Source organism: Kutzneria kofuensis, from assembly GCF_014203355.1.
Taxonomy (GTDB): Bacteria; Actinomycetota; Actinomycetes; order Mycobacteriales; family Pseudonocardiaceae; genus Kutzneria; species Kutzneria kofuensis.
The window spans coordinates 241,576-263,893 of the sequence record NZ_JACHIR010000002.1; the positions used below are offsets into that span (position 1 = coordinate 241,576).

The window sequence follows — 22,318 nt, forward strand, 5'->3', positions numbered from 1 at the left end:
TTCAGGCCCCTCCGTGCTCCACCGCACTAGTGCACGTGGCTGCGCCAGTCCTCGGGGACGCGGCCGGCCGGGCCCGGGATCGCGGCGTCAACGGGGTGGTGCTGCGGGTCGGCCAGTTGCGGGCCGTCGTAGAACTCCTCGGTCTGGTAGTTCCAGAACCAGTCCTCGCCCGGCTCGAAGCTGCGGATGAACGGGTGGCCGGTCTCCGCGGCGTGCGCGCTGGCGTGCTGGGCCGGGGACGAGTCGCAGCAGCCGATGTGGCCGCACTGGGTGCACCGGCGCAGGTGCACCCACCAGCCGCCGGCGGCGTCGCACTCGACGCAGCCGGTGCCGCTCGGCGGCACGGAAGGGTCGATACCCGGAACGGTCATGACGTGCCCTCCTGGGTGACGGGAGTGAGCGGGATGCGCACCCGGAACCGGGTGTCGCCGGGCACGGACTCGACGGACAGGTCCCCGTGGTGCTTGTTGACGACGATGCGCCACGAGATGTCCAGGCCCAGACCGGTTCCGGAGCCGACCGGCTTGGTGGTGAAGAACGGCTCGAAGATGCGGTCTTTGATTTCCGGCGCGATCCCGGTCCCGGTGTCGCGGATCTCGACCAGCAGCCGGTCGTCGTCGCGCGCGGTGCGCACGGTGAGCGTGCCGACGCCGTCCATGGCCGCGACGGCGTTGTCGATCAGGTTCGTCCAGACCTGGTTCAGCTCCGCCGCGTAGACCGGGACCTCGGGCAGGCTGTGGTCGTACTCCTTGTGCACGGTGATACCGTCACCGATCTTGCGGCCCAGCATCATCAGCGTGCTGTCCAGCAGCTCGTGCACGTCGACGGGACGGAACGGCGCGCGGTCCAGCTGCGAGTACTGCTTGGCCGCGGCGACCAGGGTGGACACCCGCGTGGTGGAGTCCTCGATCTCGGACATCAACAGCTCGGTCTCGATGGTGTAGTTCAGCCACCGCAGCGCGCCCTCCAGGATCGACGCGTCCACCGTGCGGGCCACCGTGTCCAGCCAGGCGACGTCCAGCCCGGCCTGCACGTAGGTCGGCGCGAGGTCCCAGCCGCCGGCGATGTCGTGCGCGTCGAACCAGTCGGCCAGCTCGTCCTCCAGGTCGGCGGCCTCCAGCGGCTCCAGCGGGCGGGCCTTGGCCACCTGCTCGACCGCCTGTTCCTGCAGCTTGATCAGCTGCTCCAGCGACACCCGGTCGTACGGGCCGGCGGCGATCAGGCCCAGCTTGTGCCGCATCCCGGCGACCCGTTCCCGCAGCGTGGCGGTGGCCCGCACCGCCGCGGCGGCCGGATTGTTCAGCTCGTGGGTCAGCCCGGCCGACAGCGATCCCAGCGCCAGCAGCCGTTCCCGCTGGCCGATCGCCTGCTGGGTGTTCTGCATGCCGAAGAACAGGCCCTCCAGCATGTGCAGCGCCATCGGGAACCACTCCCGCATGAGCTGCTCGAACAGCGTGGCGTCCAGCACGAAGAACCGGGACGGTTCGGTGACCCGCATCGAGTTGTCGTAGTTCTGCGGGACCCGGTCGCCGAGGAACGCCCGCCACGCGCCGGCGTACACGCCGCGATGACTGGTCCGGCTGATTTCCACGTCCTCGGCGCCGACCCGGCGGGACAGCGCCAGACCACCCTCGATCATGACGTAGAAGCAGGTCGCCGGGTCACCCTCGTGGTAGACGGGGCCGGGCTCGAAGTGCTCGATGTGGCCGTGGGCGCACAGCCACTCCAGCTGTTCGGTGTCGAGCTTCTCGAACAGGAACAGCGTGCGCAGCTCCTCGATGTCGCACGGCAGCCGTCCGGACTCGGTCATGTCCGCTCCAAATACCGGTGCACCAGCATCACCGCCATCGCTCCCTCGCCGACCGCGGAGGCGACCCGCTTGCCGGAGTCGCAGCGCACGTCGCCGGCGACGAACACGCCGGGCACGTTGGTCTCCAGGTGGTACGGCTGGCGGTCCAGCGGCCAGTCGCGCAGCGCCGTGCCGGTGGCCAGGTCCGGGCCGGCGATGACAAACCCGCGCTCGTCGCGGGCCACCACGCCGTCCAGCCAGTCGGTGCGGGGCGCGGCGCCGATGAACGCGAACAGGTACGAGGCGTCGACCGTCCGCTCCTCGCCGGTGCCGTTGTGCCGCAACGTGATCTTCTCCAGGTGGTCGCCGCCGTGCGCCTCGACCACCTCGGTGCAGGTCAGCACGGAGATGTTGGGGATGGCGGCGATCTGCTGGATCAGGTAGTGCGACATGGACTGGGCCAGCGAGCCGGCCCGCACGACGATCGTCACGGACCGGGCCGTCCGGGCCAGGAACACCGCGGCCTGGCCGGCCGAGTTGGCCCCGCCGACGATGAAGATGTCCTGCTTGGCGCAGTTGGTCGCCTCGGTCAGCGCCGAGCCGTAGTAGACGCCGCGCCCGGTGAAGCCGTCCAGGCCGGGCGCGGTGAGCTGCCGGTACGACACGCCGGTGGCCAGGATGACCGCGTGCGCGTCGATGGCGTCGCCGTCGGCGAACCGCACCGTGCGCGCCGACCCGTTCACCTCCACGCCGACCACGTCCCGGGTGGTGATCAGCTCGGCGCCGAACCGGGTGGCCTGCCGCCGGGCCCGGTCGGCCAGCTGCGCGCCGGACACGCCGTCCGGGAAGCCCAGGTAGTTCTCGATCCGCGAGCTCTGGCCGGCCTGCCCGCCGGTGGCCGTGCGCTCGATGAGCACGGTCCGCAGCCCCTCGGACGCGCCGTAGACGGCCGCGCCCAGACCGGCCGGACCGCCGCCGATGATGGCCAGGTCGTAGAACCGCTCGGACGGCCTGGTGCTCAGGCCGACCCGGTCGGCCAGTTCCGCGTCGGACGGCGCGATCAGGGCGTCGCCGGTGGTGGTGATCACCACCGGCAGGGTGCGGCCGTCCGCGCCGGCGGCGGCCAGCAGCCGCTCGCCCTCCGGCTCGTCGACCTGGTACCAGCGGTAGGGCACCTGGTTGCGGGCCAGGAACTCGCGAACCTCGGACGACCGGGCCGACCACTGGTGGCCGATCACCTTGGTCTCCGGCACCCGCTTGTGGTCGGTCGCCGCCCACGCGTCGAGCAGCGAGTCGACCACCGGGTAGAGCTTCTCCTCCGGCGGGTCCCACGGCTTGAGCAGGTAGTGGTCCAGGTCGACGAGGTTGATGGCGTCGATGGCCGCGCCGGTGTCGGCGTACGCGGTCAGCAGCACCCGCCGGGCCGACGGGTACAGGTCCATCGCCTGCTCGAGGAACTCGATGCCGTTCATGTCCGGCATCCGGTAGTCGGCGAGCATGACCGCGACCAGCTCGCCGCGCAGCGTCATCTCGCGCAGCGTGTCCAGGGCCTGCCGGCCGGACTCGGCGCGGATGACGCGGTGTCGGTCGCCGTAGCGGCGGCGCAGGTCGCGGGCCACCGCCCGGGACACTCCGGGGTCGTCGTCGACGGTGAGGATCGCGGACCGCGCGGGACGGGTCGGCGCGGTCACGCGGCCGTCACCGGGATAAACCGAGCATGCACAGCCTCACCATACGTTCCCGCATGGCACTATTCCACGGGCGTGAGCCGCAGCGTGACGACCTGGAACGGGCGGAGCCGCAGGCGCACGGTCCCGTCCGGTCCCACCGCGACGTCCTGGCCGAGCGGCCGCTCCAGCAGGTCGACGACCTGGGCGCGGCCGACCGCGAACCCGGGCCGCAGCACCGCCTCCGCCCGGCCGCCGAGCGACTCGTAGAGCCGCACCACGACGTCACCCGACCGGTCGTCGGCGAGCTTGACCGACTCGATGGCGGCCTTGCGGCCGTCCAGCGTCACCAGCGGGGCGGACGCCGCGTCGGAGCCGGGCACCACCCGTAGCGGCAGGTTGAGGGCGTAACCGCCGTCGACCGCGTCCGCGACGGTGGCGCCGGGCAGCAGCGAGTACGTCATCCGGTGCCGGCCCTGGTCGGCGTCCGGATCGGGGCAGCGCGGCGCGCGGATCAGGCTGAGACGCAGGGTCGTCGTGGTGCCGCCGTCGTCACGGGCGTCGCGGCCGACGTCGTGGCCGTACGTGGAGTCGTTGAGCACCGCGACGCCGTAGCCGGGCTCGGCCACGTGCGCCCAGCGGTGGCAGAAGACCTCGAACCGGGCCGCCTCCCAGCTGGTGTTGGTGTGCGTGGGCCGGAAGACGTGGCCGAACTGGATCTCGGCGGCCGAGCGGTCGGCGTGCACGTCCAGCGGGAACGCCGCCTTGAGGATCTTCTCCCGCTCGTGCCAGTCGATCTCCGTCTCGATGTCGATCCGGGGCGAGCCGGCGCGCAGCCGGATCGTCTGCACCACAGTGGACGCACCGAAGCGGCGTTCGACGCGCAGCGCGCCGACCAGCGGACCGCGCTCGACCACGGTGATCGACTCGGCGTCGGTCAGGTCCGTGTACTGGTGGCGGTAGTGCTTGTCGATGTCCCAGGCGTCCCACTGGTTCGGGAAATCGGTGTGCAGGCGCAGCAGGTTGCCGCGCTCGCCGGGGGCCAGCACCTCACGGTCGGCGACCAGGTCGTAGACCGACGAGAACAGGCCGTCGTCGTCGAACTCGACCCGCACGAAGCCGTTCTCCAGCAACCGTTCGCCGACGACGACCGCCGGCTGCGCCGACGCCTCGACCAGTGGCCCGGCGCTGGAACCCGGGGTTTCCACGAGCACCGCCACCGTGCCGTCGGACAGCGGTTGCCCGTTCCCGGCGAGTTCCTTGGGCACCGCAACGACTTCGGTACGGGCGCGAGGACCGGCATTCAACACCCACGGCACGTCCTTCGAAGCACCGGCCAGCGCCGCCGAGGCATCGGCGACGATGCCGTGCAGCTCCTCGGCGACTCGCGCGTACGTTGCCTCGGCCTCGCGGTGCACCCACGCGATCGAACTGCCGGGCAGGATGTCGTGGAACTGGTGCAGCAGGACCGTCTTCCACAGCCGGTCCAACTGTTCGTACGGGTAAGGGAATCCTGCCCGTACAGCCGCGGTGGCGGCCCACAGCTCGGCCTCGCGCAGCAGGTGTTCGCTGCGGCGGTTGCCGGACTTGGTGCGGGCCTGGCTGGTGTAGGTGGCGCGGTGCAGCTCCAGGTAGAGCTCGCCGGACCACACCGGTGCGTCGGGGTACTCGGCCTGCGCCTCGCGGAAGAACGTGTTGGGATCCTGGACGATCACGCGCGGCGAACCCTCCAGATCACGCAGCCGCCGCGCCTTCTCCATCATCTCTCGGGTGGGGCCGCCACCGCCGTCGCCGTGGCCGAACGGCACCAGCGAGCGCGTGCCGCCGCCCTTGTCGGCGTAGTTGCGCACGGCGTGCGCCAACTCCTCGCCGGAGAACACCGCGTTGTACGTGTCCACCGGCGGGAAGTGGGTGAAGACCCGGCTGCCGTCGATGCCCTCCCACCAGAACGTGTGGTGCGGCATCTTGTTGGTCTGGTTCCAGGAGATCTTCTGGGTGAGGAACCAGCGCATCCCGGCCAGCTTGGCCAGCTGCGGGTAGGCGGCGGTGTAGCCGAAGGAGTCCGGCAGCCACACGCCCTCGCACTCGGTGCCGAACTCGTCGAGGAAGAACCGCTTGCCGTGCACCAACTGGCGGGCCAGCGCCTCGCCGCCGGGCAGGTTGCCGTCGGCCTCCACCCACATGCCGCCGACCGGCACCCAATTGCCGGCCTTGGCCGCCTCCTGCATCCGGGCGTAGACAGCCGGATGGTGTTCCTTGGCCCACGCGTACTGCTGCGCCTGCGAGCAGGCGAAGACGAACTCGGGGTAGTCCCGGGCCAGCGCGGTGACGTTGGAGAAGGTCCGCCCGGTCTTCCGGACCGTCTCACGCAGCGGCCAGAGCCAGGCGCTGTCGATGTGCGCGTGGCCGACCGACGACAGGGTGTGCGCGCTGGCGTGCGCCGGCCGGGACAGCACCTCGGCCAGTTGTGCCCGGGCCGCGGCGGCGGTCGACGACACGGCGGCGATGTCGAGGGCGTCGAGCATCCGTCCCAGGGCGCGCAGCAGTTCGTGCCGACGGGTGTCGTGCTCGCTCAACTGGCGCATCAGCTCGGCGGCGACCTCGATGTCCAGCACGAGATGCCAGACGTCCTCGTCGAGGACGGCGAGATCGGCGCGGGCGAAGGTGTAGAGCGGGTCCGGCGGCGCGGTGAGCTTGTCCCCCAGCGGCGTCGGGACGAAGCCTCCGGCCAGGATGTCCGGATTGCCGGCGGCCTCCAGCAGCAGCTCCACCGCCTCGCCGCCGGCGGCCGGGTTCGCCACCGGCACGTACTGGTTGCGCGGCTCGATGCCCTTCACCGGCTGCCCGGCGGCGTCGTACACGAGCGCCTCGGCCTGCCCGCCCGGCCAGTCGCCGATGAAGCCCAGGTCGAAGACGGCCTCCACGCGGCGGCCGGCCCACTCCGCCGGCACCGTGCCGACCGCACGGAACCAGCTGGTCGACCACGGCCGCCCCCAGCGCTGCCCCACGGCGAACGGCTCGTACTCGGCGGCCAGCGCCTCGGCCACCGGCACCGGCTCGTCGGGGACGTGCCACGCGGTCAGCGTCAACGGGATCCTCGGGCCGTGGACGGCGGGCCGGATGCGCTGCTCCAGGACGCGGTCGAGACGCGCCTCGACCTGCTTGCGGTCGTCAAACACGGGGTTCCTTCAGGTAGTCCAGGCCCGGGAGGTCGGCGAGGTAGCCGTCGAACAGCCGCCGCGCGACGGCGACGGAGTCGACCAGCGGGTGCAGGGCGAAGGCCCGCAGCGCGGCCGCCCGGTCGCCGGTGGTGGCGGCGCGGATGACGTCCCGCTCCACGGCCTTCACGGCGGTGACCAGGCCGACGGCGTGACCGGCCAGCGGCTCGCCGATGATCGGCCGGGCGCCGTTGGCGTCCACATGGCAGTTCGTCTCCACGACCGCCTCGTCGTCGAGCGGCTTCAACGCTCCTCGGCCGCGGACGTTGAGGATCAGCGTCGTTCGCTCGTCCAGCGCGATGGCCCGCATCAGGGCCAGCGCGACCTTCTCGTAGCCGCCGGAATCCAGATCGCACGAGTTGCGCTCGCCGGCGTCCACCGCCTCGCGGTTCTCCGCCATGTACGTGACCTCGCGCTCCAGCCGGGTGGCGTCCCAGGTGGCGAACGGCGGCGTGCCGGGGGCCTCCATCCGCTCGTAGAACCGGGACTGCTGGTCGAGGAGGAACGCGCCACGCGTCTTCTCGGCGCTGCGAGCCCCGGCCACCGCCTCGCGGTTGAAGTAGTAGTAGTGCAGGTACTCGTTGGGCAGCGAGCCCAGCGTGCGCAGCCAGTCCGCGCCGAAGAGCTTGCCCTCCTCGAACGACGTCAGCGCGGACTCGTCGTCGAGCAGCCTCGGCAGCACGTCAACGCCGTCGACCCGGATCGCCCGCAGCCAGCCCAGGTGGTTGAGGCCGGCGTAGTCGAACCAGGCCCGCCCGGGGTCGACGCCCAGCGCCTGGGCGGCCCGGCGGCCGAGGCCGACCGGTGAGTCGCAGATGCCGATGACCCGGTCGCCCAGGTGCGCGGCCATCGCCTCGGTGACCATGCCGGCCGGGTTGGTGAAGTTGATGACCCAGGCGTCCGGGGCCAGCCGGGCGATCCGCCGGGCGATGTCCACCGCCACCGGGATCGTGCGCAGGCCGTACGCGATGCCCCCGGCGCCGACCGTCTCCTGCCCCAGCACCCCCAGTTCCAGCGCCACCCGCTCGTCGGTGGCCCGACCGGCCAGGCCGCCGACGCGAATCGCCGAGAAGACGAAGTCCGCGCCGGTCACCGCCTCGTCCAGATCGGTCGTCACGTCCACGGCCGGCGCGTCGTCGTACCCCGCCGCCTGCTCGCGCAGCACCTTGACGATGGCGTCCAGCCGGCGCGGATCCAGGTCGTGCAGGGTCACGTGGGTGACCCGCCCCTTGCCCCGGTCCGCCAGCAGCGCCCGGTAGACGAGGGGGACACGGAAGCCACCCCCGCCGAGGATCGTCAGCCTCATACCTCCACGACCTCCACCCCAGCCTCGCGCAGCGCGTCCCGGGTGGCCGCGTCCGCGGGCCCGTTCGTCACCACGACGTCGAGATCCTCCGGCCCGCACACGCGGGCCATGCCGGTGCCGGGGAACTTCCCGGCGTCGGCGGCCAGCACCACCTTCTCGGCGGCGGCGATCATCGCGCGCTTCACCGGCACCTCGACTGCGGTCGTGTCGAGCACGTGGCCGTCCGGGCGGATTCCGCTCGTGCCGAGGAAGAGCACGTCGGCGTGCACCTGGCGCAGGTTGTCCTCGGTGAGGAAGCCGACCAGCGAGCGGTAGTCGCGGCGGACCACCCCGCCGAGCAGGATCAGCTGGATGTCCTTGTCCTCCACCAACTCCTCGTAGACGGCGAGGTTGCTGGTGATGACGGTGAGCGAGCGGCCGCGCAGGTGCCGAGCGATCCGGTGCGCGGTGGTGCCGATGTCCAGCAGCGCGGTCTGGCCGTCCCGCACCATCGACGCGCAGTGCGCCGCGACGGCGTCCTTGGCCTCCACCCGCACGCCGGCGACGTCCGCGAACGGATCGTCGTGGCCGTTCACCGGGACCGCGCCGCCGAACACCCGCCGCAGCAGGCCCTCGTCCTCCAGCTGCAGCAGGTCACGGCGGATCGTCGCCTGGCTGGTGTCGAGCAGCTCGGCCAGCGCGGTGACCGTGCTGGGGCCGTCCGAGCGCAGTGCGCGCAGGATCAGCTCGTGTCGTCGGGCGGGAAGCACAGCCGAACCGTACTCTGCAAACTCGCTCAAAGTCACGCACCTATTGCCATTCTCGTGCACGCGGTGCAGTCTCTAGCTCAACTTCGAGCGGACAGAAGGTTGCGGAGTGGCAACACCAGCGGCGGTCCCCGACGTGTTCCTGTCGGGCCTGCTCTTCTACGACATCGGATTCGCCTGCCTGCCCGCCGCACCGGCCGCCGGCACCGAGGTCTGGGCCCGGGAGCGCGGCACGAGTCCCGGGGGCATCGCCAACTTCGCCGTCGCGCTGAGCCGCCTCGGCCTGCGCACCGCGCTGGCCGCCGCCATCGGCGACGACGTCACCGGCGACATGTGCCGGCGGGAACTGACCGCCGAGGGCATCGACCTGTCGCTGTCCCGCCGGCTCCCCGACTGGCCGATGCCGCTGACCGTCGCCATGGCGTACGACGGCGACCGCGCGCTGATCACCCACGGCTCCGCGCCGCCGGTCACCGCCGACGACCTCATCGGCACCCCGCCGACCGCCCGCGCGGCCGTCGCCCACCTCTGCCCCGAGCCGCAGGCGTGGATCGGCAAGGCCGCCGCCCAGGGCACGCTGCTGTTCGCCGACGCCGGCTGGGCGGAGGCGTCACACCACCGCGAGGCGATCCTGGCCCAGTTGCCCGACTGCCACGCGTTCCTGCCCAACGACCGCGAGGCGATGGCCTACACCCGTACCGACTCCCCCACCGCCGCGCTGGCCGCGCTGGCCGAGCTGGTGCCGCTCGCCGTCGTCACGTGCGGCGCCGACGGCGCACTCGGCATCGACGCCACCACCGGCGAAACCGCCACCGTGCCCGGCATCGCGGTCGACGCGGTGGACACCACCGGCGCCGGGGACGTCTTCGGCGCGGCCCTGGTCTTCGCCACGCTGGCCGGGCTGCCGCTGGCCGACCGGCTGCGCTTCGCCGCCCTCGTCGCCGCGCTCTCCGTGCGGCGCATCGGCGGTGCCGCCTCCGCCCCGCACTGGTCCGATGTGGACAGCTGGCGGCGCGACAATCCCCGACCCGACTACGTCTTCCTCGACGACCTCCAGGCACGAGTAGGAGCGAGCCCATGGAACTCTCCCGCAGACGATTCCTCCAGGCATCCGCGCTGACCGCCGCCGCGGCCGGATTCACCGCCGCCTGCGGCAGTTCCGGTTCCACCAGCGCCCACGGCAAGGACCTGACCCTCTGGTACTGGGGCGGCGGGCTCAGCGACAAGGTGGTGGGCGACGCCAAGACCCACTTCGCCGCCGACATCACGCTCACCGCCAGCTCCATCGGCGGTGACTTCAAGCAGAAGCTGGTCACGACGCTGGCCGCCGGCGGCTCGTCGGTGCCCGACATCACCGGGATCAAGGGCGAGGACATGGCCTCGTTCATCCCCAGCGCCAGCAAGTTCCTCGACCTCAACGAACTGGGCTTCAAAGACATCGCCTCGCAGTACCTGGCCTGGAAGACCAAGCGCGCGCAGACCCCGGACGGCAAGCAGCTCGGCTTCCCGATCGACATCGGCCCCACCGGCATGTACTACCGGGTGGACCTGTTCGAGCAGGCCGGGCTGCCGACCGACCCGGCCCAGGTGGCCGCGCAGGTCAAGACCTGGGACGACTTCTGGGCCGCCGGCGCCCAGCTGCACCGGGCGGTGCCCAAGTCCTTCCCGGTGCGCAACCTGCCCGAGCTGTTCAGCATCGTCATCAACCAGGGCACCAAGCGCTTCGTCGACGAGAACAACCACTTCATCGGCGACCAGGACCACATCCGCAATGCCTGGAACACCGCCGTGAAGAGCCAGACCTCGGGCCTGAACGGCAAGGTGGACGACAACAGCTGGAACGCGGCCATCGCCACCGGCACCCTCGGCGTCGAGCTCGGCGCCGCCTGGCACGCGCTGGACATCGAGCAGGCCGCCCCGGACCTCAAGGGCAAGTGGCGGGTCGCGCCGATGCCGGGCGGGCCGGCCAACGACGGCGGCTCGTTCCTGGCGCTGCCCCGGCAGTGCCGCAACCCCGAGCAGGCGTTCAAGATCATCAGCTGGATCCTCGACCCGGAGAACGACGCCCGCGGCTTCACCGACGCGGCGCTGTTCCCCGCCGCCCCGGCCGCGTACAAGCTGCCGGCGATGACCACCGGCGACCCGTACTTCGGCGGCCAGAAGACCATCGACGTGTTCGGCCCCGCCGCCGAGGCCATCCCGATCAGCTACGAGGCGCCGGCCGACGCGGCCGTGATGGCGCCGTACCGCACCGAGCTCGGCAACATCGAGAACAACGGCAAGTCGCCCGACGCCGCCTGGAATGACGCCGTCAGCCAGGCCAAGCAGATCGCCCAGCGGCAGGGGGTGAGCTGAGGGTGGCGTCTGTGCCCGCCACCCGGTCGCGGCCGGCGCGCTTCCGGCCGCGGCGGACGCCTGTCCCGTCCGCCCGGCCGCCGCGCCGCGGGGTGTTGTCGTACTGGCGGCAGTACCTGGCGATCTCGCCGTTCTACCTGGTGTTCGCGGTGTTCTCGCTGTTCCCGGTGTTCTTCTCGCTGTTCCTGGCCTTCCAGCGCTGGGACGGCCTGAGCGACATGACGTTCGTCGGGCTGCAGCAGTTCCAGTTCCTGGTCAAGGACCCGGTGTTCTGGCAGTCCGTCGGCAACACGCTGGTGATCTGGGTGCTGTCCACCGTGCCGACGCTGTTCGGCGCGCTGGTGCTGGCCGCGCTGGTGCATTCGGTGCGGCGGTTCAAGGGCTTCTACCGGATCGCGCTGTTCGTGCCCAACGTGACGTCCATCGTGGCGGTGTCCATCTTCTTCGCGGCCGTGTTCAGCAACAACTTCGGTCTGGTCAACGCGATCCTGGGCCTGGTCGGCATCGGGCCGATCGCCTGGCTGACCAACCCGTGGCTGATCAAGGTGGTCATCGCCCTGCTGATGACCTGGATGTGGACCGGCTACAACATGATCATCTACCTGGCGGGGCTGCAGGCGATCCCGCCGGAGGTGCACGAGGCGGCCCGGATCGACGGCGCCGGACCGGTGCGCGCCTTCTTCGGCATCACGCTGCCGATGCTGCGGCCGATCATCCTGTTCACCGTGGTGATCTCCACCATCAACGGCCTGCAGAGCTTCAGCGAACCCCAGGTCCTGTTCGGCACCAACGCCGCCAACGCCAGTCTCGGCGGCCCGGGCCAGGCCGGCCTGACCACGCTGCTGTACTTCTACCAGGAAGCGTTCATGAACAACGACTACGGCTACGGGGCCGCGATCGTGTGGGCGTTCTTCCTGCTGATCATCGTGCTGGTCGTGGTCAACTGGCGGCTGGTGCAACGCGGGAGGAAGGAATGACCCGGCGCTGGGGCGGCATCGGCGCGCACGTCGTCCTGGTGGCGGCCGTGCTGATCTCCGTGTTCCCGTTCGTGTGGACGGTCGTGATGGCGACCAACACCACCACCGACATCTACCACAGCCCGCCCAAGTTCACCCCGGGCTCGCACCTGCTGGAGAACGTCGGCAACGTGCTGGCCGACATCGACTTCTTCGGGTCGATGCTGAACACGCTGATCGTCGCGACCGTCACCACCGCGCTGGTGGTGTTCATCGACTCGTTGGCCGCCTTCGCCTTCGCCAAGTTCGACTTCCCCGGCCGACGGGTCCTGTTCGGACTGCTGCTGGTGTTCATGATGCTGCCGCTGCAGCTCGGCACGCTGCCGCAGTTCATCATCATGTCCCAGATCGGCTGGGTCGGGACGCTGCAGGCGCTGGTGCCGCCCGCGCTGGCCAACGCCTTCGGCATCTTCTGGATGCGGCAGTACATCAGCGGCGGCGTGCCCGACGAGCTGCTCGACGCGGCCCGCATCGACGGCTGCGGCTTCTTCCGCCAGTACTGGAACGTCGCCGTCCCGTTGATGCGGCCGGCGCTGTCGTTCCTGTCCATCTACGCCTTCGTCAACTCCTGGAACGACTACATCTGGCCGTTGATCGTGCTGACCGACCCGAGCCGGCTGACCCTGCAGGTCGCCCTCGCGCAGCTCAACGTCGGCCACAACACCGACTACAGCATGGTGATGGCCGGCGTGCTGCTGGCGACGGTGCCGATGGTGGCGGTGTTCGCGCTGTTCGCTCGCGGCTTCATCGCCGGCGCGACCGAGGGGGCGCTGCGCGGGTGAACTGGTTCCAGGAGGCCAAGTTCGGCATCTTCGTGCACTGGGGCGCCTACTCGGTGCCGGCGTGGGCGGAGCCGATCGGCGAGCTGGGGACGTTCCCCTCGGACGTGTGGTTCACCCGCAACCCGTATGCCGAGTGGTACTGGAACACCAGTCAGATCCCCGGCAGCGCCGCGGCCGAGCACCACCGCACCCATCATGGCGGCCGGCCGTACGACGGCTTCCTCGACCAGTGGCGGGCGGAGCGCTTCGACCCTTCCGACTGGGCCTCGTTGTTCGCCCGCGCCGGCGCTCGCTATCTCGTGCCGACCACCAAGCACCACGACGGGATCACGCTCTGGGATGCCCCCGGCACCGGCACCCGCAACACCGTGCACCGCGGGCCTCGCCGTGATCTCGTCGCCGACCTCGCCCGCGCCGCCCGCGCACACGGCCTGCGTTTCGGCGTCTACTACTCCGGCGGCATCGACTGGCACGCCGGCCGGCGGGCCGTCATCCGGCACGAGGACGAGATCGACGATCACGGCCGGGCCAACGAGGCCGCCTACGCCGCGTACGCGCTGCGCCAGGTTCGGGACCTGATCCTGCGCTACCGGCCCGACGTGCTGTGGAACGACATCGGCTGGCCCGACCTCGGCCTGGCCGACCTTCCCGCGCTGTTCGCCGAGTACCGCGCGGCCGTGCCCGAGGGCGTGGTCAACGACCGCTGGGACGGGACGCATTCGCGCCGACCGTCGGTCCGACCCGACTTCCGGACCAGCGAGTACCAGGCCAACCGCCAGAACGAGGCCGACGGCCCGTGGGAGAACTGCCGCGGCGTCGGCTATTCCTTCGGCTGGAACCGTGCCGAGGGGCCGGAGCACTCCCTCTCCCCGGCCGGCGCGATCCGGCTGCTGGCCGATGTCGTCTCGCGGGGCGGCAACCTCCTGCTGAACATCGGTCCCCGCGCGGACGGCACCCTCCCGGAGACGCAGCGTTCCGTGTTGGAGGGCATGGCCGAATGGATGGCCGTCAACTCCCCGGCCATCCACGGCACCCGCCCGCTGGACGACGCGTCGCCCGGGGACACGCCGTGGCTCCGGTGGACGCGCAGCGGCGGTCACGCGTACGCGATGCTCGCCGATGTCCGTGGCGAGGCAACGCTTTCCCACCGCTCGGGTCTGGTGAACCCGGTCCGGCTCGACGGCGGTCGCATCGCGGCTCGGGCCGTTCCCGAGGGAACGGCAGTCGATGTCGGCGAGGTCGGCGCAACGCCCGTCGTCCTCCGCTTCGACGTGACGGGCCTTCCCGCACATCCGCGGTAGGACCGACGCCCGGCACGCACCGGACGGGACATCAGTCCTCAGGTCTTGACGGCGACACCCGCGTACAGCCCGTCCTCCTCCGGATCGACGGCCGCCGCCGTGGAATCGTCCGGACGCCATCCCGACGTCGTGACGAGGCCGGGCGCGACCAGGGCGAAGTCGCCGAACAGTTCGAGCACCCGCGCCCGCGTCCGCGGGAAGACGTTGTTCTGCGTGCTCCTCATCGTCTCGACGATCGCGTCGCCGTGCAGGCCGGCGAAGTCGTCGGTCAGATGCGAGAGCGCGAGGTGGCTGCCCGGCGCGACGGCGTCGCGGTAGCGGGCGAACACCCCGACCGGGTCGGTGGCGGGCGGCAGGTAGTGCCCGATCGTGACCGCCAGCAGACCGACCGGCCGAGAGAAGTCGATCAGCCTGCGGGTCCCGTCGGCGGCCAGCACCTCGTCGGGCCGGGTCACGTCCCGCTGCACGACGGCGGCGTTCTCGTTGCCGGCGAGCAGGAGCTCGCTGTGCGCGACGGCGATGCCCTCGTAGTCCACGTAGACCACCCGCGAGCCGGGCGCGGCCTGCTGGGCGATCTCGTGCACGTTCCCGGCGGTCGGGATGCCGGAGCCGAGGTCGAGGAACTGGCGGATGCCGGCCGCCGCCATGAACAGCACCGCGCGGCGCAGGAACGCCCGGTTGCGTCGGGCGATGTCGGCGACGTTGGGCTGCACGGCGAGCAGCTTGTCCGCCAGCTCGCGGTCCGGCCCGAAGTTGTGACTGCCGCCGAGCAGGTAGTCGTAGATCCGCGCCGCGCTCGGCACGTCCGGGTCGACCTCGGCCGGCGTCCAGCTGGTCATGTCCGACATGCTTCTCCCCCACCGCATTCCCCACTGTCTACCGCATCGCCGGGCTCGGGGCACTCGGCCCTTTCGCCCATACGGGCACGGCCGGCCTGGCTAGGATGTGCCCGCTGGGGGTGAGGCTGTGCCTCGTGGAGAACGACCGCTGGATCCGGGCGACACACCGCTGCTGCGGTTCGCCGCCGACCTGCGCAAACTGCGCGAGAAGGCCGGGAACCCGGTGTACCGGGAGCTGAGCCGGCGCGCGCACTACTCGGCGCCGTCGCTGTCGGACGCCGCCGGTGGGCGCAAGCTGCCGACGCTGGCGGTGACGCTCGCGTACGTGGCGGCCTGCGACGGCGACACGGCGGCGTGGGAGCAGCGGTGGCGCGAGGTCGCGGCCGAGCTGGCGTACGACGCGACGCCGGAGACCTCCGGCCGGCCGCCCTACCTGGGCCTGTCGGCGTTCCAGATCGAGGACGCCGACCGCTTCTTCGGCCGTGACGACCTCGTCGCCGAGCTGCTGGAACAGGTGCGCAACCGGCGGTTCGTCGGGGTGTTCGGCGCCTCCGGCGCCGGCAAGTCGTCGCTGCTGCGGGCCGGCCTGGTGGCCGCGGCCGAGTACCGCGCGCTGGTGTTCACGCCGGGCGCGCATCCGCTGGAGGAGGCCGCGGTCCAGGTCGGCGGGCTCACCGGCGTGTCGACGGTGACGCTGCGCGCGGAGTTTGCCGATGATCCCACGGCTTTGCACCTGCGGGTCCGGGAAACGCTGCCGGACGAGGATCTCCTGCTGGTCGTCGACCAGTTCGAGGAACTGTTCACGCTGTGCGCCGACGAGGCCGAGCGGCAGGCGTTCGTCGCGGCCCTCGTGCACGCGGCGACCGTCGAGACGAGCCGGACCCGAGTGGTGATCGGTGTCCGCGCCGACTTCCTCGGCCACTGCACCCAACTGCTCGACCTGCGGGAGGCGCTGCGCGGCGGGCAGGTGCTGGTCGGGCCGATGACCGCCGACGAGCTGCGGGTGGCGATCACCAAGCCGGCCGCCGGCCTCGGGCAGGGCGTGGAGGCCGCCCTGGTCACGCGGCTGATCGCCGACGCCGTCGGGCAGCCGGGTGTGCTGCCGCTGGTGTCGCACGCGCTGCTGGAGACGTGGCGACGCCGGCAGGGCGTGACGCTGACGCTGGCCGGCTACGACGCCGCCGGCGGCATCCGGCACGCCATCGCCCAGACCGCCGAGGCCGTGTACGCCGGATTCGACGCCGCGCAGCAGGATCGCGCCCGCCAGCTGTTCGTGCGGCTCACCGCGCTCGGCGACGGCACGCCCGACACCCGTCGCCGGGTCAGCCGGGCCGAACTCGACGCCGACGAGACCATGGACGCGGTGCTCGACGCCCTGACCGACGCGCGCCTGATCACCGTCGACCGGGACGGCGTCGAGGTCACGCACGAGGCGCTGATCAGCCATTGGCCACGGCTGCGCGACTGGCTCGCCGCCGACCGCGAAGGGTTGCGCACGCACCGGCAGCTCACCGACGCCACCGAGGCGTGGGCGGCGGTCGACGAGGACCCCGGCGCGCTGTACCGGGGCACCCGCCTGGAACTCGCCCGGGACTGGGTCGACCGCGCCGATCCCGTGCTGACCGAACGGGAGCGCCGCTTCTACGACGCCAGTGTCGCCGCCCGGACCCGGGAGGAGACCGCCGGGCGCCGCCGGACCACCCGGCTGCGGCTGGTCGTCGCCCTGCTCGCGGTGCTGGTGCTCGCCGCGACCGCCGGCATCGTGCGCAGCGTCGCCGCCGAACACGACGCCGACCAGCAGCGGGACATCGCCGTCGCGCAGGACGCCGCGCGCCAGGCGGCGACCCTGCGGGGCTCGAATCCCGCGCTGTCGCTGCAGCTCAGCCTGGCGGCGTACCGGCTGGCCAACGTCCCGGTGACCCGCGACGGGCTGCTGAGCAGCTTCGCCCAGCCGTACTCGACCCGGGTGGACGCCGGCCCGGACGTCAGCTTCCAGGCCGCCGTCAGCCCCAAGCGGCACCTGATGGCGCTGAGCAGCAGGGTCGGCGCGAGCATCTGGGACATCGCCGATCCGCACCGGCCACGCCAGGTCTTCTTCGTCCCCGGCCACACGCAGACGCTGCTGGCCCTGGCGTTCAATCCGGAGGGCACGCTGCTGGCCTCCGTGAGCACGGACAGGTCCACCAAGCTCTGGGACGTCACGGATCCGGCCCACATCCGGCTCGACGCCACGATGGAGGGGCACGCCGGCGTGGTCGACGCGGTCGCCTTCGCCCCGGACGGCCGGACCCTCCTCACCGGCTCGTACGACGGCACGGCCCGGCTGTGGGACGTCACCGAGCCGGCGCAGCCGCGGCCCGCCGGCACCATTCCGGCGCCGGGCGGCGCGCTGGCGGTGGGGTTCGCGCCGTCGGGCGACTTCATCGCGGTCGCCGGCGCCGGCGTCCGGCTGTGGGACCCGCACGATCTGTCGGCGCCGCTGGGTGTCGTCGACGACAACTCGGCGGCGCTCGCGTTCACCCCCGACAGCCGGCGGCTGGCCGTGGCCGCGCCGGGGAACCAGATCATGCTGCTGGACGTCGGCAATCCGCGGCAGCCGCGCACCGAGTCGACCACGCCCGGCCCCGACAGCGGCGTGAGCAGCCTCGCGGTCAGCGCCGACGGCACGCTGCTGGCCGCCGGCAGCGGGGACCACAACGTGCGGCTGTGGGACATCAGCGACGCCGCCCATCCCGTCACCCGCGCCACGCTGCCCGACTACGACAGCGCGGTCCCGGCGGTCGCGTTCACCCCGGACGGCTCGGCGCTGGTCGCGCTGACCCAGGACCACATCGCGATGATCACCGACGTGGCGCCGCTGCTGACCCAGGCCCAGCCGAACGTGGTCACCGCCGGGTTCGGACCGGGCAACACCGTCGTCACCGCGGACAAGTCCGGGGTGGCCACGGTGCGGGACCTCGGCACCGGCAAGGCGTTGGGCTCCGTCCCCGGCAACGCGCCGCCGAACGCCGTCCCCGGTGGCATCGCCATCAGCGGCGACGGCCGACTGCTGGCCGTCAACCACGACAACGTCGTGTCCCTGTGGGACATCAGCGATCCGCGCCGGCCGCGTGAACTGCCGCCGCTGCCCTCGCCGCAGTGCATCGTGTACGCGCTGGTGTTCAGCCCCGACCACCGCCGGCTCGGCTGCATCGGGCAGGCCGGCGTGCGCATCTGGGACATCCACGACCCGGCGCACGCGGTCGCCGCGCCGCTCATCTACGTCGCCGGTCCGGGCCTGTCGACCATCCACCGGGCGACCGGCCTCGCCTTCAGCCCGGACAACCGGCTCGCGGTCCTCGCCCGGGGCGACGGCAGTCTGCGCCTGTGGGACATCGCCGACGCCGCGCAGCCCCGGGAACTGTCCAGCATGACCGGCCACCGGGACCTGACGCTCGGCGTCGCCTTCTCCCCCGACGGCAAGGTGATCGGCTCCGCCAGCGTCGACGCCACCGTCCGGCTCTGGGACGTCGCCGACCCGACCCGTCCGCGGGCCGCCGCCGTGCTCACCGACCAGCACGACACCGGCGGCGCCATCGCCTTCACCCCCAGCGGCCACATCCTCGCCACCGGCGGCGACGACAGCGCCGTACGGCTGTGGGACGTCGAGGATCCCGACCATCCCGTCAGCGTCGGCGTGCTCACCGGCCATTCCGGCGGCATCGCCAAGCTCGCCATCGCCCCCGACGGCCACAGCCTGATCACCGCCGGCGGCGACCACACCGTGCGGCTGTGGGACACCGACCCGTCACGGGTCGCCGCCCGGGTCTGCGCCACCGCCTGGCCGCCCATCACCCGTGAGCAGTGGAACCAGTACCTGCCCGGCATCGACTTCTCCCCGCCGTGCGGCTGACCGGCTGGTCCAAACCGGAATGCGGTACGGCGTAATTACCCACACTTTTCCCGGCCAGCACAGGACGTTTGTCCGGACCCACTGCCCGCGCACGCCTTGAGGAGTCGCGGCGGAACTCCGTTTCATTACCGTGCCGAGAATGCTCCACGGGGGACAGTCCGGCGCCTGTAGTGAAATGCTCACGAGGAGTGGCAGTGCCAAGCAAGGAAGAACTGAAGAGCGCCATCCACGCGGCTTTCGAGTCGGTGGTCGCGGACGGGGCGAGCTACACCAAGGTGTACGCGGCCGAGGTCAAGCAGAAGAACTTCATCGTGTTCCGCACGACCACCGTCAGCAACTTCGCCGTGGGCTTCAAACCGGGGCGGACCGACCTGGTCGTGGTCCCGCTCGACGAGAAGAACGGGAAGGTCACCGCGGGCGCCCCGCTGACGATCACGGACGCCAACCGGGCCTCGGTGAAGCGGCGCGACCTCCAGGGCCGGTTCGTGGTCAAGACGACGGACGGCCAGACGTTCAAGCTCTCCGTCCTCCCGTCGGTGCCGAAGCTGATGGCCGTGGCCTACCAGCTGCCGGTGGACCAGAAGGCGGAGTACGAGGCGTTCGTCGCGGTGCGGGACACCCTCGCCGCCGCGTAGTCGACTTCACGCGAGACGCCGACGGCACGGTCCCCGTGCCGTCGGCGTTTTTTGGCGTTGAAAACGTCGAAAACGCGAAGTCCTCATCGACGCGGCCGAATGTGAGCCGTCCACGCACCGGCCCGACTCGCCCGGAATGCGCTTTCTTGACAGCGCTGTCCGGGCAATGCTGAGATGGTCGACGTTACCCGCCCGCCCGCCGCCTCCATCCGATCGAAGGACACGTGGGAGGACGCAGTGGCACCCCTCTTTCCGTTGCGCGCGCTACTGACCGGCGCCGTGGCCGCGGCCGTCGCCGTGACGGTCGCCGCATCCCCGTCGGCGGCAAGCCCGGCGGCGCAAGGAAATCCGTCGGCGGCCGGCGACTTCGCCCTCACCAGCACGGCGTTCGCCGACAACAAGACGATCCCCGACCACTACACCTGCGCCTTCACCCACAAGGCCGGCAAGAACGTGTCGCCGCCGCTGGCCTGGGGCGCCGGGGCCACGAACGCCAAGGGCTACGCGATCATCCTGCGCGATGTCGCCAACGGCGGCGACAAGGTGCACTGGGCGATCTGGAACCTCACGGCCGACACCCTGTCGCTGCCGGAGGGTCTCAGCGCCGGGTACACCGTGCCCGGCCAGAACGGCGCCAAGCAGAAGGCGATGGGCAGCGGCTCCGTCACCCAGCAGTACTTCGGCCCCTGCCCCGGCGGCCGTGAGCACCCGTACACGTTCACCCTCTACGCGGTGAAGTCCGCGACCGTGCCCGGGCTGAGCTCGTCGTCGAGCATGTCCCAGATCGAGTCGGCGATCAAGAAGGCCAGCAGCGCGAACGTTGTGCTGCACGGGAAGTCCGCCGCGTCGGCGAACTGACGTCCGGGGCGCCGGGCCGACGCCACGGCCCGGCGCTCACCCGTGCGCTTCGGTGAGCACCGACAACGCCACGTCCGGCTGGTAGGCGCTCACGATCCGGGTGGCCGGCCGGCGGAGGGCTTCGACGGCGTGCTGCCGGCAGGCCGGCACCGGACCGTGATCGTCGGGCCGAAGCAGGTCGACGATCGGCTCGGCCGGGCAATCGACTGTCCCGCAAGCCTTGGCCTCGCGGCCGATCAGCGCCGAGTGGCCGTTCGTCGCGGCATAGGCGTCGGCGGTCAGCGCGGCGAGCAGACCGATCGAACGTGCGGCGGCGGGGTCGGCCGGCGTGGCGGCGTTCAAGGCCACCGCGTGTGCGTCCACCACCATCAGGTCGAGCGCGTCGCTCGACGCCTCCTCCAGCCGGGCGCGCAGATTCGCCGACCACGGCAGTTCCTCGGTCACGGCGAGCACGGCGCGGACGCACTCCACGAACTGCTCCCCCCACGTGTTCCACCACGCGAGCTTGCGCTGTCGCGCGTCGGCCAGCCCGGCCAGTCCGGGCCACTTGCGCCGGGCGCCCTGCCTGGTCATCCCGGCCGCCGCACCGATGTCGGGATAGTCGGCGCCGTGTTGTGCCGCCGACAGCGCCGCCGACGCCGCCAGCTGTTCGGCGCTGTCCCGGATGACCAGCAACGAAGTCAGCGCGGCCAGCCACGATTCCCGCCGGTCGGCGTCCGGCCCCGCCGTTTCCCGCGCCGAAGTCCACGCCAGTCGGTCGACGGCGGCGGCCAACTCGGCGCGTTGCTCGTTGGACAGACCTCGCACGGCAACTCCTTGACAACAAGTGTTTACGACCCGACCATAGCTCGACAACACCTGTTGTCACCAAGGGGGATGCACATGAGGCTTCTGGTCATCGGCGGCACGGCGTTCGTCGGCCGCGCGATCGTGGCCGACGCCCTGGCCCGGGGGCACAAGGTCACGACGTTCAACCGGGGCCTGACCGGCCAGGATGCCGACGGCGTCGAGGCGCTGCGCGGCGACCGGTCCACGGACGCGGGTCTCCGGGAACTCACCGGCCGCTCCTTCGACGCGGTCATCGACCCGGGCGGCCTGGTGCCGGCCCACGTGCTCCGCACCGCCCGAGCCGAGTTGGCGCCGTTCTACGCGTTCGTCTCCACCACGGCCGTCTACCGGTCGTGGACCACGGCCGGAACGGACGAGTCGGCGCCGACCTGGCCGGGCGTGCCGGACGAGGACGGCGACCCCGACCTGGCCCGGCTCGGCGTCCGCAAGCGCGGCTGCGAGCTGGCGGTGGAGCAGACCTTCGGCCCGGACGCCGCCGTGATCGCGCGGGCCGGCATGATCGTCGGCCCACACGACAACGTCGGCCAACTGCCCTGGTGGCTCACCAGGATCGCCCAGGGCGGCCGGGTGCTCGCGCCCGGCGATCCGGACCGCGGGCTGCAGCTGATCGACGTGCGCGACCTGTCGGCGTTCGTGCTGGACCAGGTCGAGGCGCGAGCGGGCGGCATCCACAACGTCGTCCCGGACGAACCCAACACGACGATGGGCCACCTCGTCGACGACTGCGCACAGGCCACGGGTTCGACCGCCGAGGCCGTCTGGGTGGACGAGGGTTTCCTGTTCTCCCAAGGCGTTCAGCCCTGGGCCGAGCTTCCGCTGTGGATCCCGGACGGGCCCGCCACCGCCGGGTTCTGGGCGGTGTCCGGCGCGAGCGCGAAGGCCGCCGGCCTACGCACCCGGCCGGTCGCCGAATCCGTCCGGGACACATGGGAATGGCTCCGGTCGGGCGGCGAGGTCCGGCTCACCCCCGGCGCCGCGCCGTTCGGTATCGCCGGCGAGAAGGAACAGCAGGTCCTCACGGCCTGGGACGCGCGATCAGTCGTCTGATCACGCGAACGGGCAGTC

At 71.7% G+C, this 22,318-nt stretch carries 16 protein-coding genes and 1 pseudogene; 9 read left to right on the forward strand and 8 right to left on the reverse strand.

Features of this window, described 5'->3' with window-relative positions:
* Positions 1-26 precede the first annotated feature (26 nt).
* Genes BJ998_RS40195 through BJ998_RS40220 form a run of 6 tightly spaced genes read right to left on the reverse strand, consistent with a single transcriptional unit; the run spans position 27 to position 8,729 of the window.
* Entirely contained in the window at positions 27-371 is a 345-nt protein-coding gene (locus BJ998_RS40195; RefSeq protein ID WP_184869375.1) for a UBP-type zinc finger domain-containing protein, read from the reverse strand.
* Positions 368-1,810 (reverse strand): ATP-binding protein, encoded by a 1,443-nt coding sequence (locus BJ998_RS40200; RefSeq protein ID WP_184869376.1) that lies wholly within the window; start codon positions 1,808-1,810, stop codon positions 368-370. The genes BJ998_RS40195 and BJ998_RS40200 overlap by 4 nt, the downstream gene beginning before the upstream one ends.
* Positions 1,807-3,480: an NAD(P)/FAD-dependent oxidoreductase gene (locus BJ998_RS40205; RefSeq protein WP_184869377.1), complete on the reverse strand. Its 1,674-nt coding sequence runs from the start codon at positions 3,478-3,480 to the stop codon at positions 1,807-1,809. The genes BJ998_RS40200 and BJ998_RS40205 overlap by 4 nt, the downstream gene beginning before the upstream one ends.
* A gap of 59 nt (positions 3,481-3,539) precedes the next feature.
* On the reverse strand, positions 3,540-6,635 hold the full coding sequence (locus BJ998_RS40210) for an alpha-mannosidase (RefSeq protein WP_184869378.1): 3,096 nt from the start codon (positions 6,633-6,635) through the stop codon (positions 3,540-3,542).
* Positions 6,628-7,980: a 6-phospho-beta-glucosidase gene (locus tag BJ998_RS40215; RefSeq protein WP_184869379.1), complete on the reverse strand. Its 1,353-nt coding sequence runs from the start codon at positions 7,978-7,980 to the stop codon at positions 6,628-6,630. Before BJ998_RS40215 ends, BJ998_RS40210 begins: the two co-directional genes overlap by 8 nt.
* Positions 7,977-8,729 (reverse strand): DeoR/GlpR family DNA-binding transcription regulator, encoded by a 753-nt coding sequence (locus BJ998_RS40220; RefSeq protein WP_184869380.1) that lies wholly within the window; start codon positions 8,727-8,729, stop codon positions 7,977-7,979. The genes BJ998_RS40215 and BJ998_RS40220 overlap by 4 nt, the downstream gene beginning before the upstream one ends.
* Before the next feature lie 106 nt (positions 8,730-8,835).
* Here BJ998_RS40220 and BJ998_RS40225 point away from each other — a divergent pair, with 106 nt between their 5' ends.
* Genes BJ998_RS40225 through BJ998_RS40245 form a run of 5 tightly spaced genes read left to right on the forward strand, consistent with a single transcriptional unit; the run spans position 8,836 to position 14,180 of the window.
* Positions 8,836-9,846: a PfkB family carbohydrate kinase gene (locus BJ998_RS40225; protein WP_184869381.1), complete on the forward strand. Its 1,011-nt coding sequence runs from the start codon at positions 8,836-8,838 to the stop codon at positions 9,844-9,846.
* Positions 9,804-11,081, forward strand: a complete 1,278-nt coding sequence (locus BJ998_RS40230) for an ABC transporter substrate-binding protein (RefSeq protein WP_184869382.1) — start codon at positions 9,804-9,806, stop codon at positions 11,079-11,081. Before BJ998_RS40225 ends, BJ998_RS40230 begins: the two co-directional genes overlap by 43 nt.
* A 2-nt stretch (positions 11,082-11,083) precedes the next feature.
* Complete coding sequence (locus tag BJ998_RS40235) at positions 11,084-12,058, forward strand: carbohydrate ABC transporter permease (protein WP_221339544.1); 975 nt, start codon at positions 11,084-11,086, stop codon at positions 12,056-12,058.
* The gene (locus BJ998_RS40240; RefSeq protein ID WP_184869383.1) at positions 12,055-12,879 is read left to right on the forward strand and encodes a carbohydrate ABC transporter permease; all 825 of its coding nucleotides are present in this window, start codon (positions 12,055-12,057) and stop codon (positions 12,877-12,879) included. The genes BJ998_RS40235 and BJ998_RS40240 overlap by 4 nt, the downstream gene beginning before the upstream one ends.
* On the forward strand, positions 12,876-14,180 hold the full coding sequence (locus BJ998_RS40245) for an alpha-L-fucosidase (RefSeq protein ID WP_184869384.1): 1,305 nt from the start codon (positions 12,876-12,878) through the stop codon (positions 14,178-14,180). The genes BJ998_RS40240 and BJ998_RS40245 overlap by 4 nt, the downstream gene beginning before the upstream one ends.
* Before the next feature lie 38 nt (positions 14,181-14,218).
* Here BJ998_RS40245 and BJ998_RS40250 read toward each other — a convergent pair whose 3' ends face one another.
* Complete coding sequence (locus tag BJ998_RS40250) at positions 14,219-15,019, reverse strand: SAM-dependent methyltransferase (RefSeq protein ID WP_246489992.1); 801 nt, start codon at positions 15,017-15,019, stop codon at positions 14,219-14,221.
* A 127-nt stretch (positions 15,020-15,146) separates the two neighbouring features.
* Here BJ998_RS40250 and BJ998_RS49440 point away from each other — a divergent pair, with 127 nt between their 5' ends.
* The 3 genes and pseudogenes from BJ998_RS49440 to BJ998_RS40265 all read left to right on the forward strand — a co-directional run.
* Positions 15,147-18,911, forward strand: coding sequence for a WD40 repeat domain-containing protein (locus BJ998_RS49440; protein WP_184869386.1), 3,765 nt, complete (start codon positions 15,147-15,149; stop codon positions 18,909-18,911).
* Between the two features lie 194 nt (positions 18,912-19,105).
* The gene (locus BJ998_RS40260; protein WP_184869387.1) at positions 19,106-19,546 is read left to right on the forward strand and encodes a hypothetical protein; all 441 of its coding nucleotides are present in this window, start codon (positions 19,106-19,108) and stop codon (positions 19,544-19,546) included.
* A 351-nt stretch (positions 19,547-19,897) separates the two neighbouring features.
* Positions 19,898-20,404, forward strand: a pseudogene (locus BJ998_RS40265) (YbhB/YbcL family Raf kinase inhibitor-like protein); the annotation flags it as partial.
* 36 nt (positions 20,405-20,440) lie between these two features.
* On the opposite strand, the gene BJ998_RS40270 reads toward BJ998_RS40265, so the two are convergent.
* Complete coding sequence (locus tag BJ998_RS40270; RefSeq protein WP_184869389.1) at positions 20,441-21,211, reverse strand: hypothetical protein; 771 nt, start codon at positions 21,209-21,211, stop codon at positions 20,441-20,443.
* A 75-nt stretch (positions 21,212-21,286) separates the two neighbouring features.
* Between BJ998_RS40270 and BJ998_RS40275 the strand changes: the two genes are divergently transcribed.
* A complete protein-coding gene (locus tag BJ998_RS40275; protein ID WP_184869390.1) occupies positions 21,287-22,300 on the forward strand; it encodes an NAD-dependent epimerase/dehydratase family protein in 1,014 nt (337 codons plus the stop codon).
* Positions 22,301-22,318 lie beyond the last annotated feature (18 nt).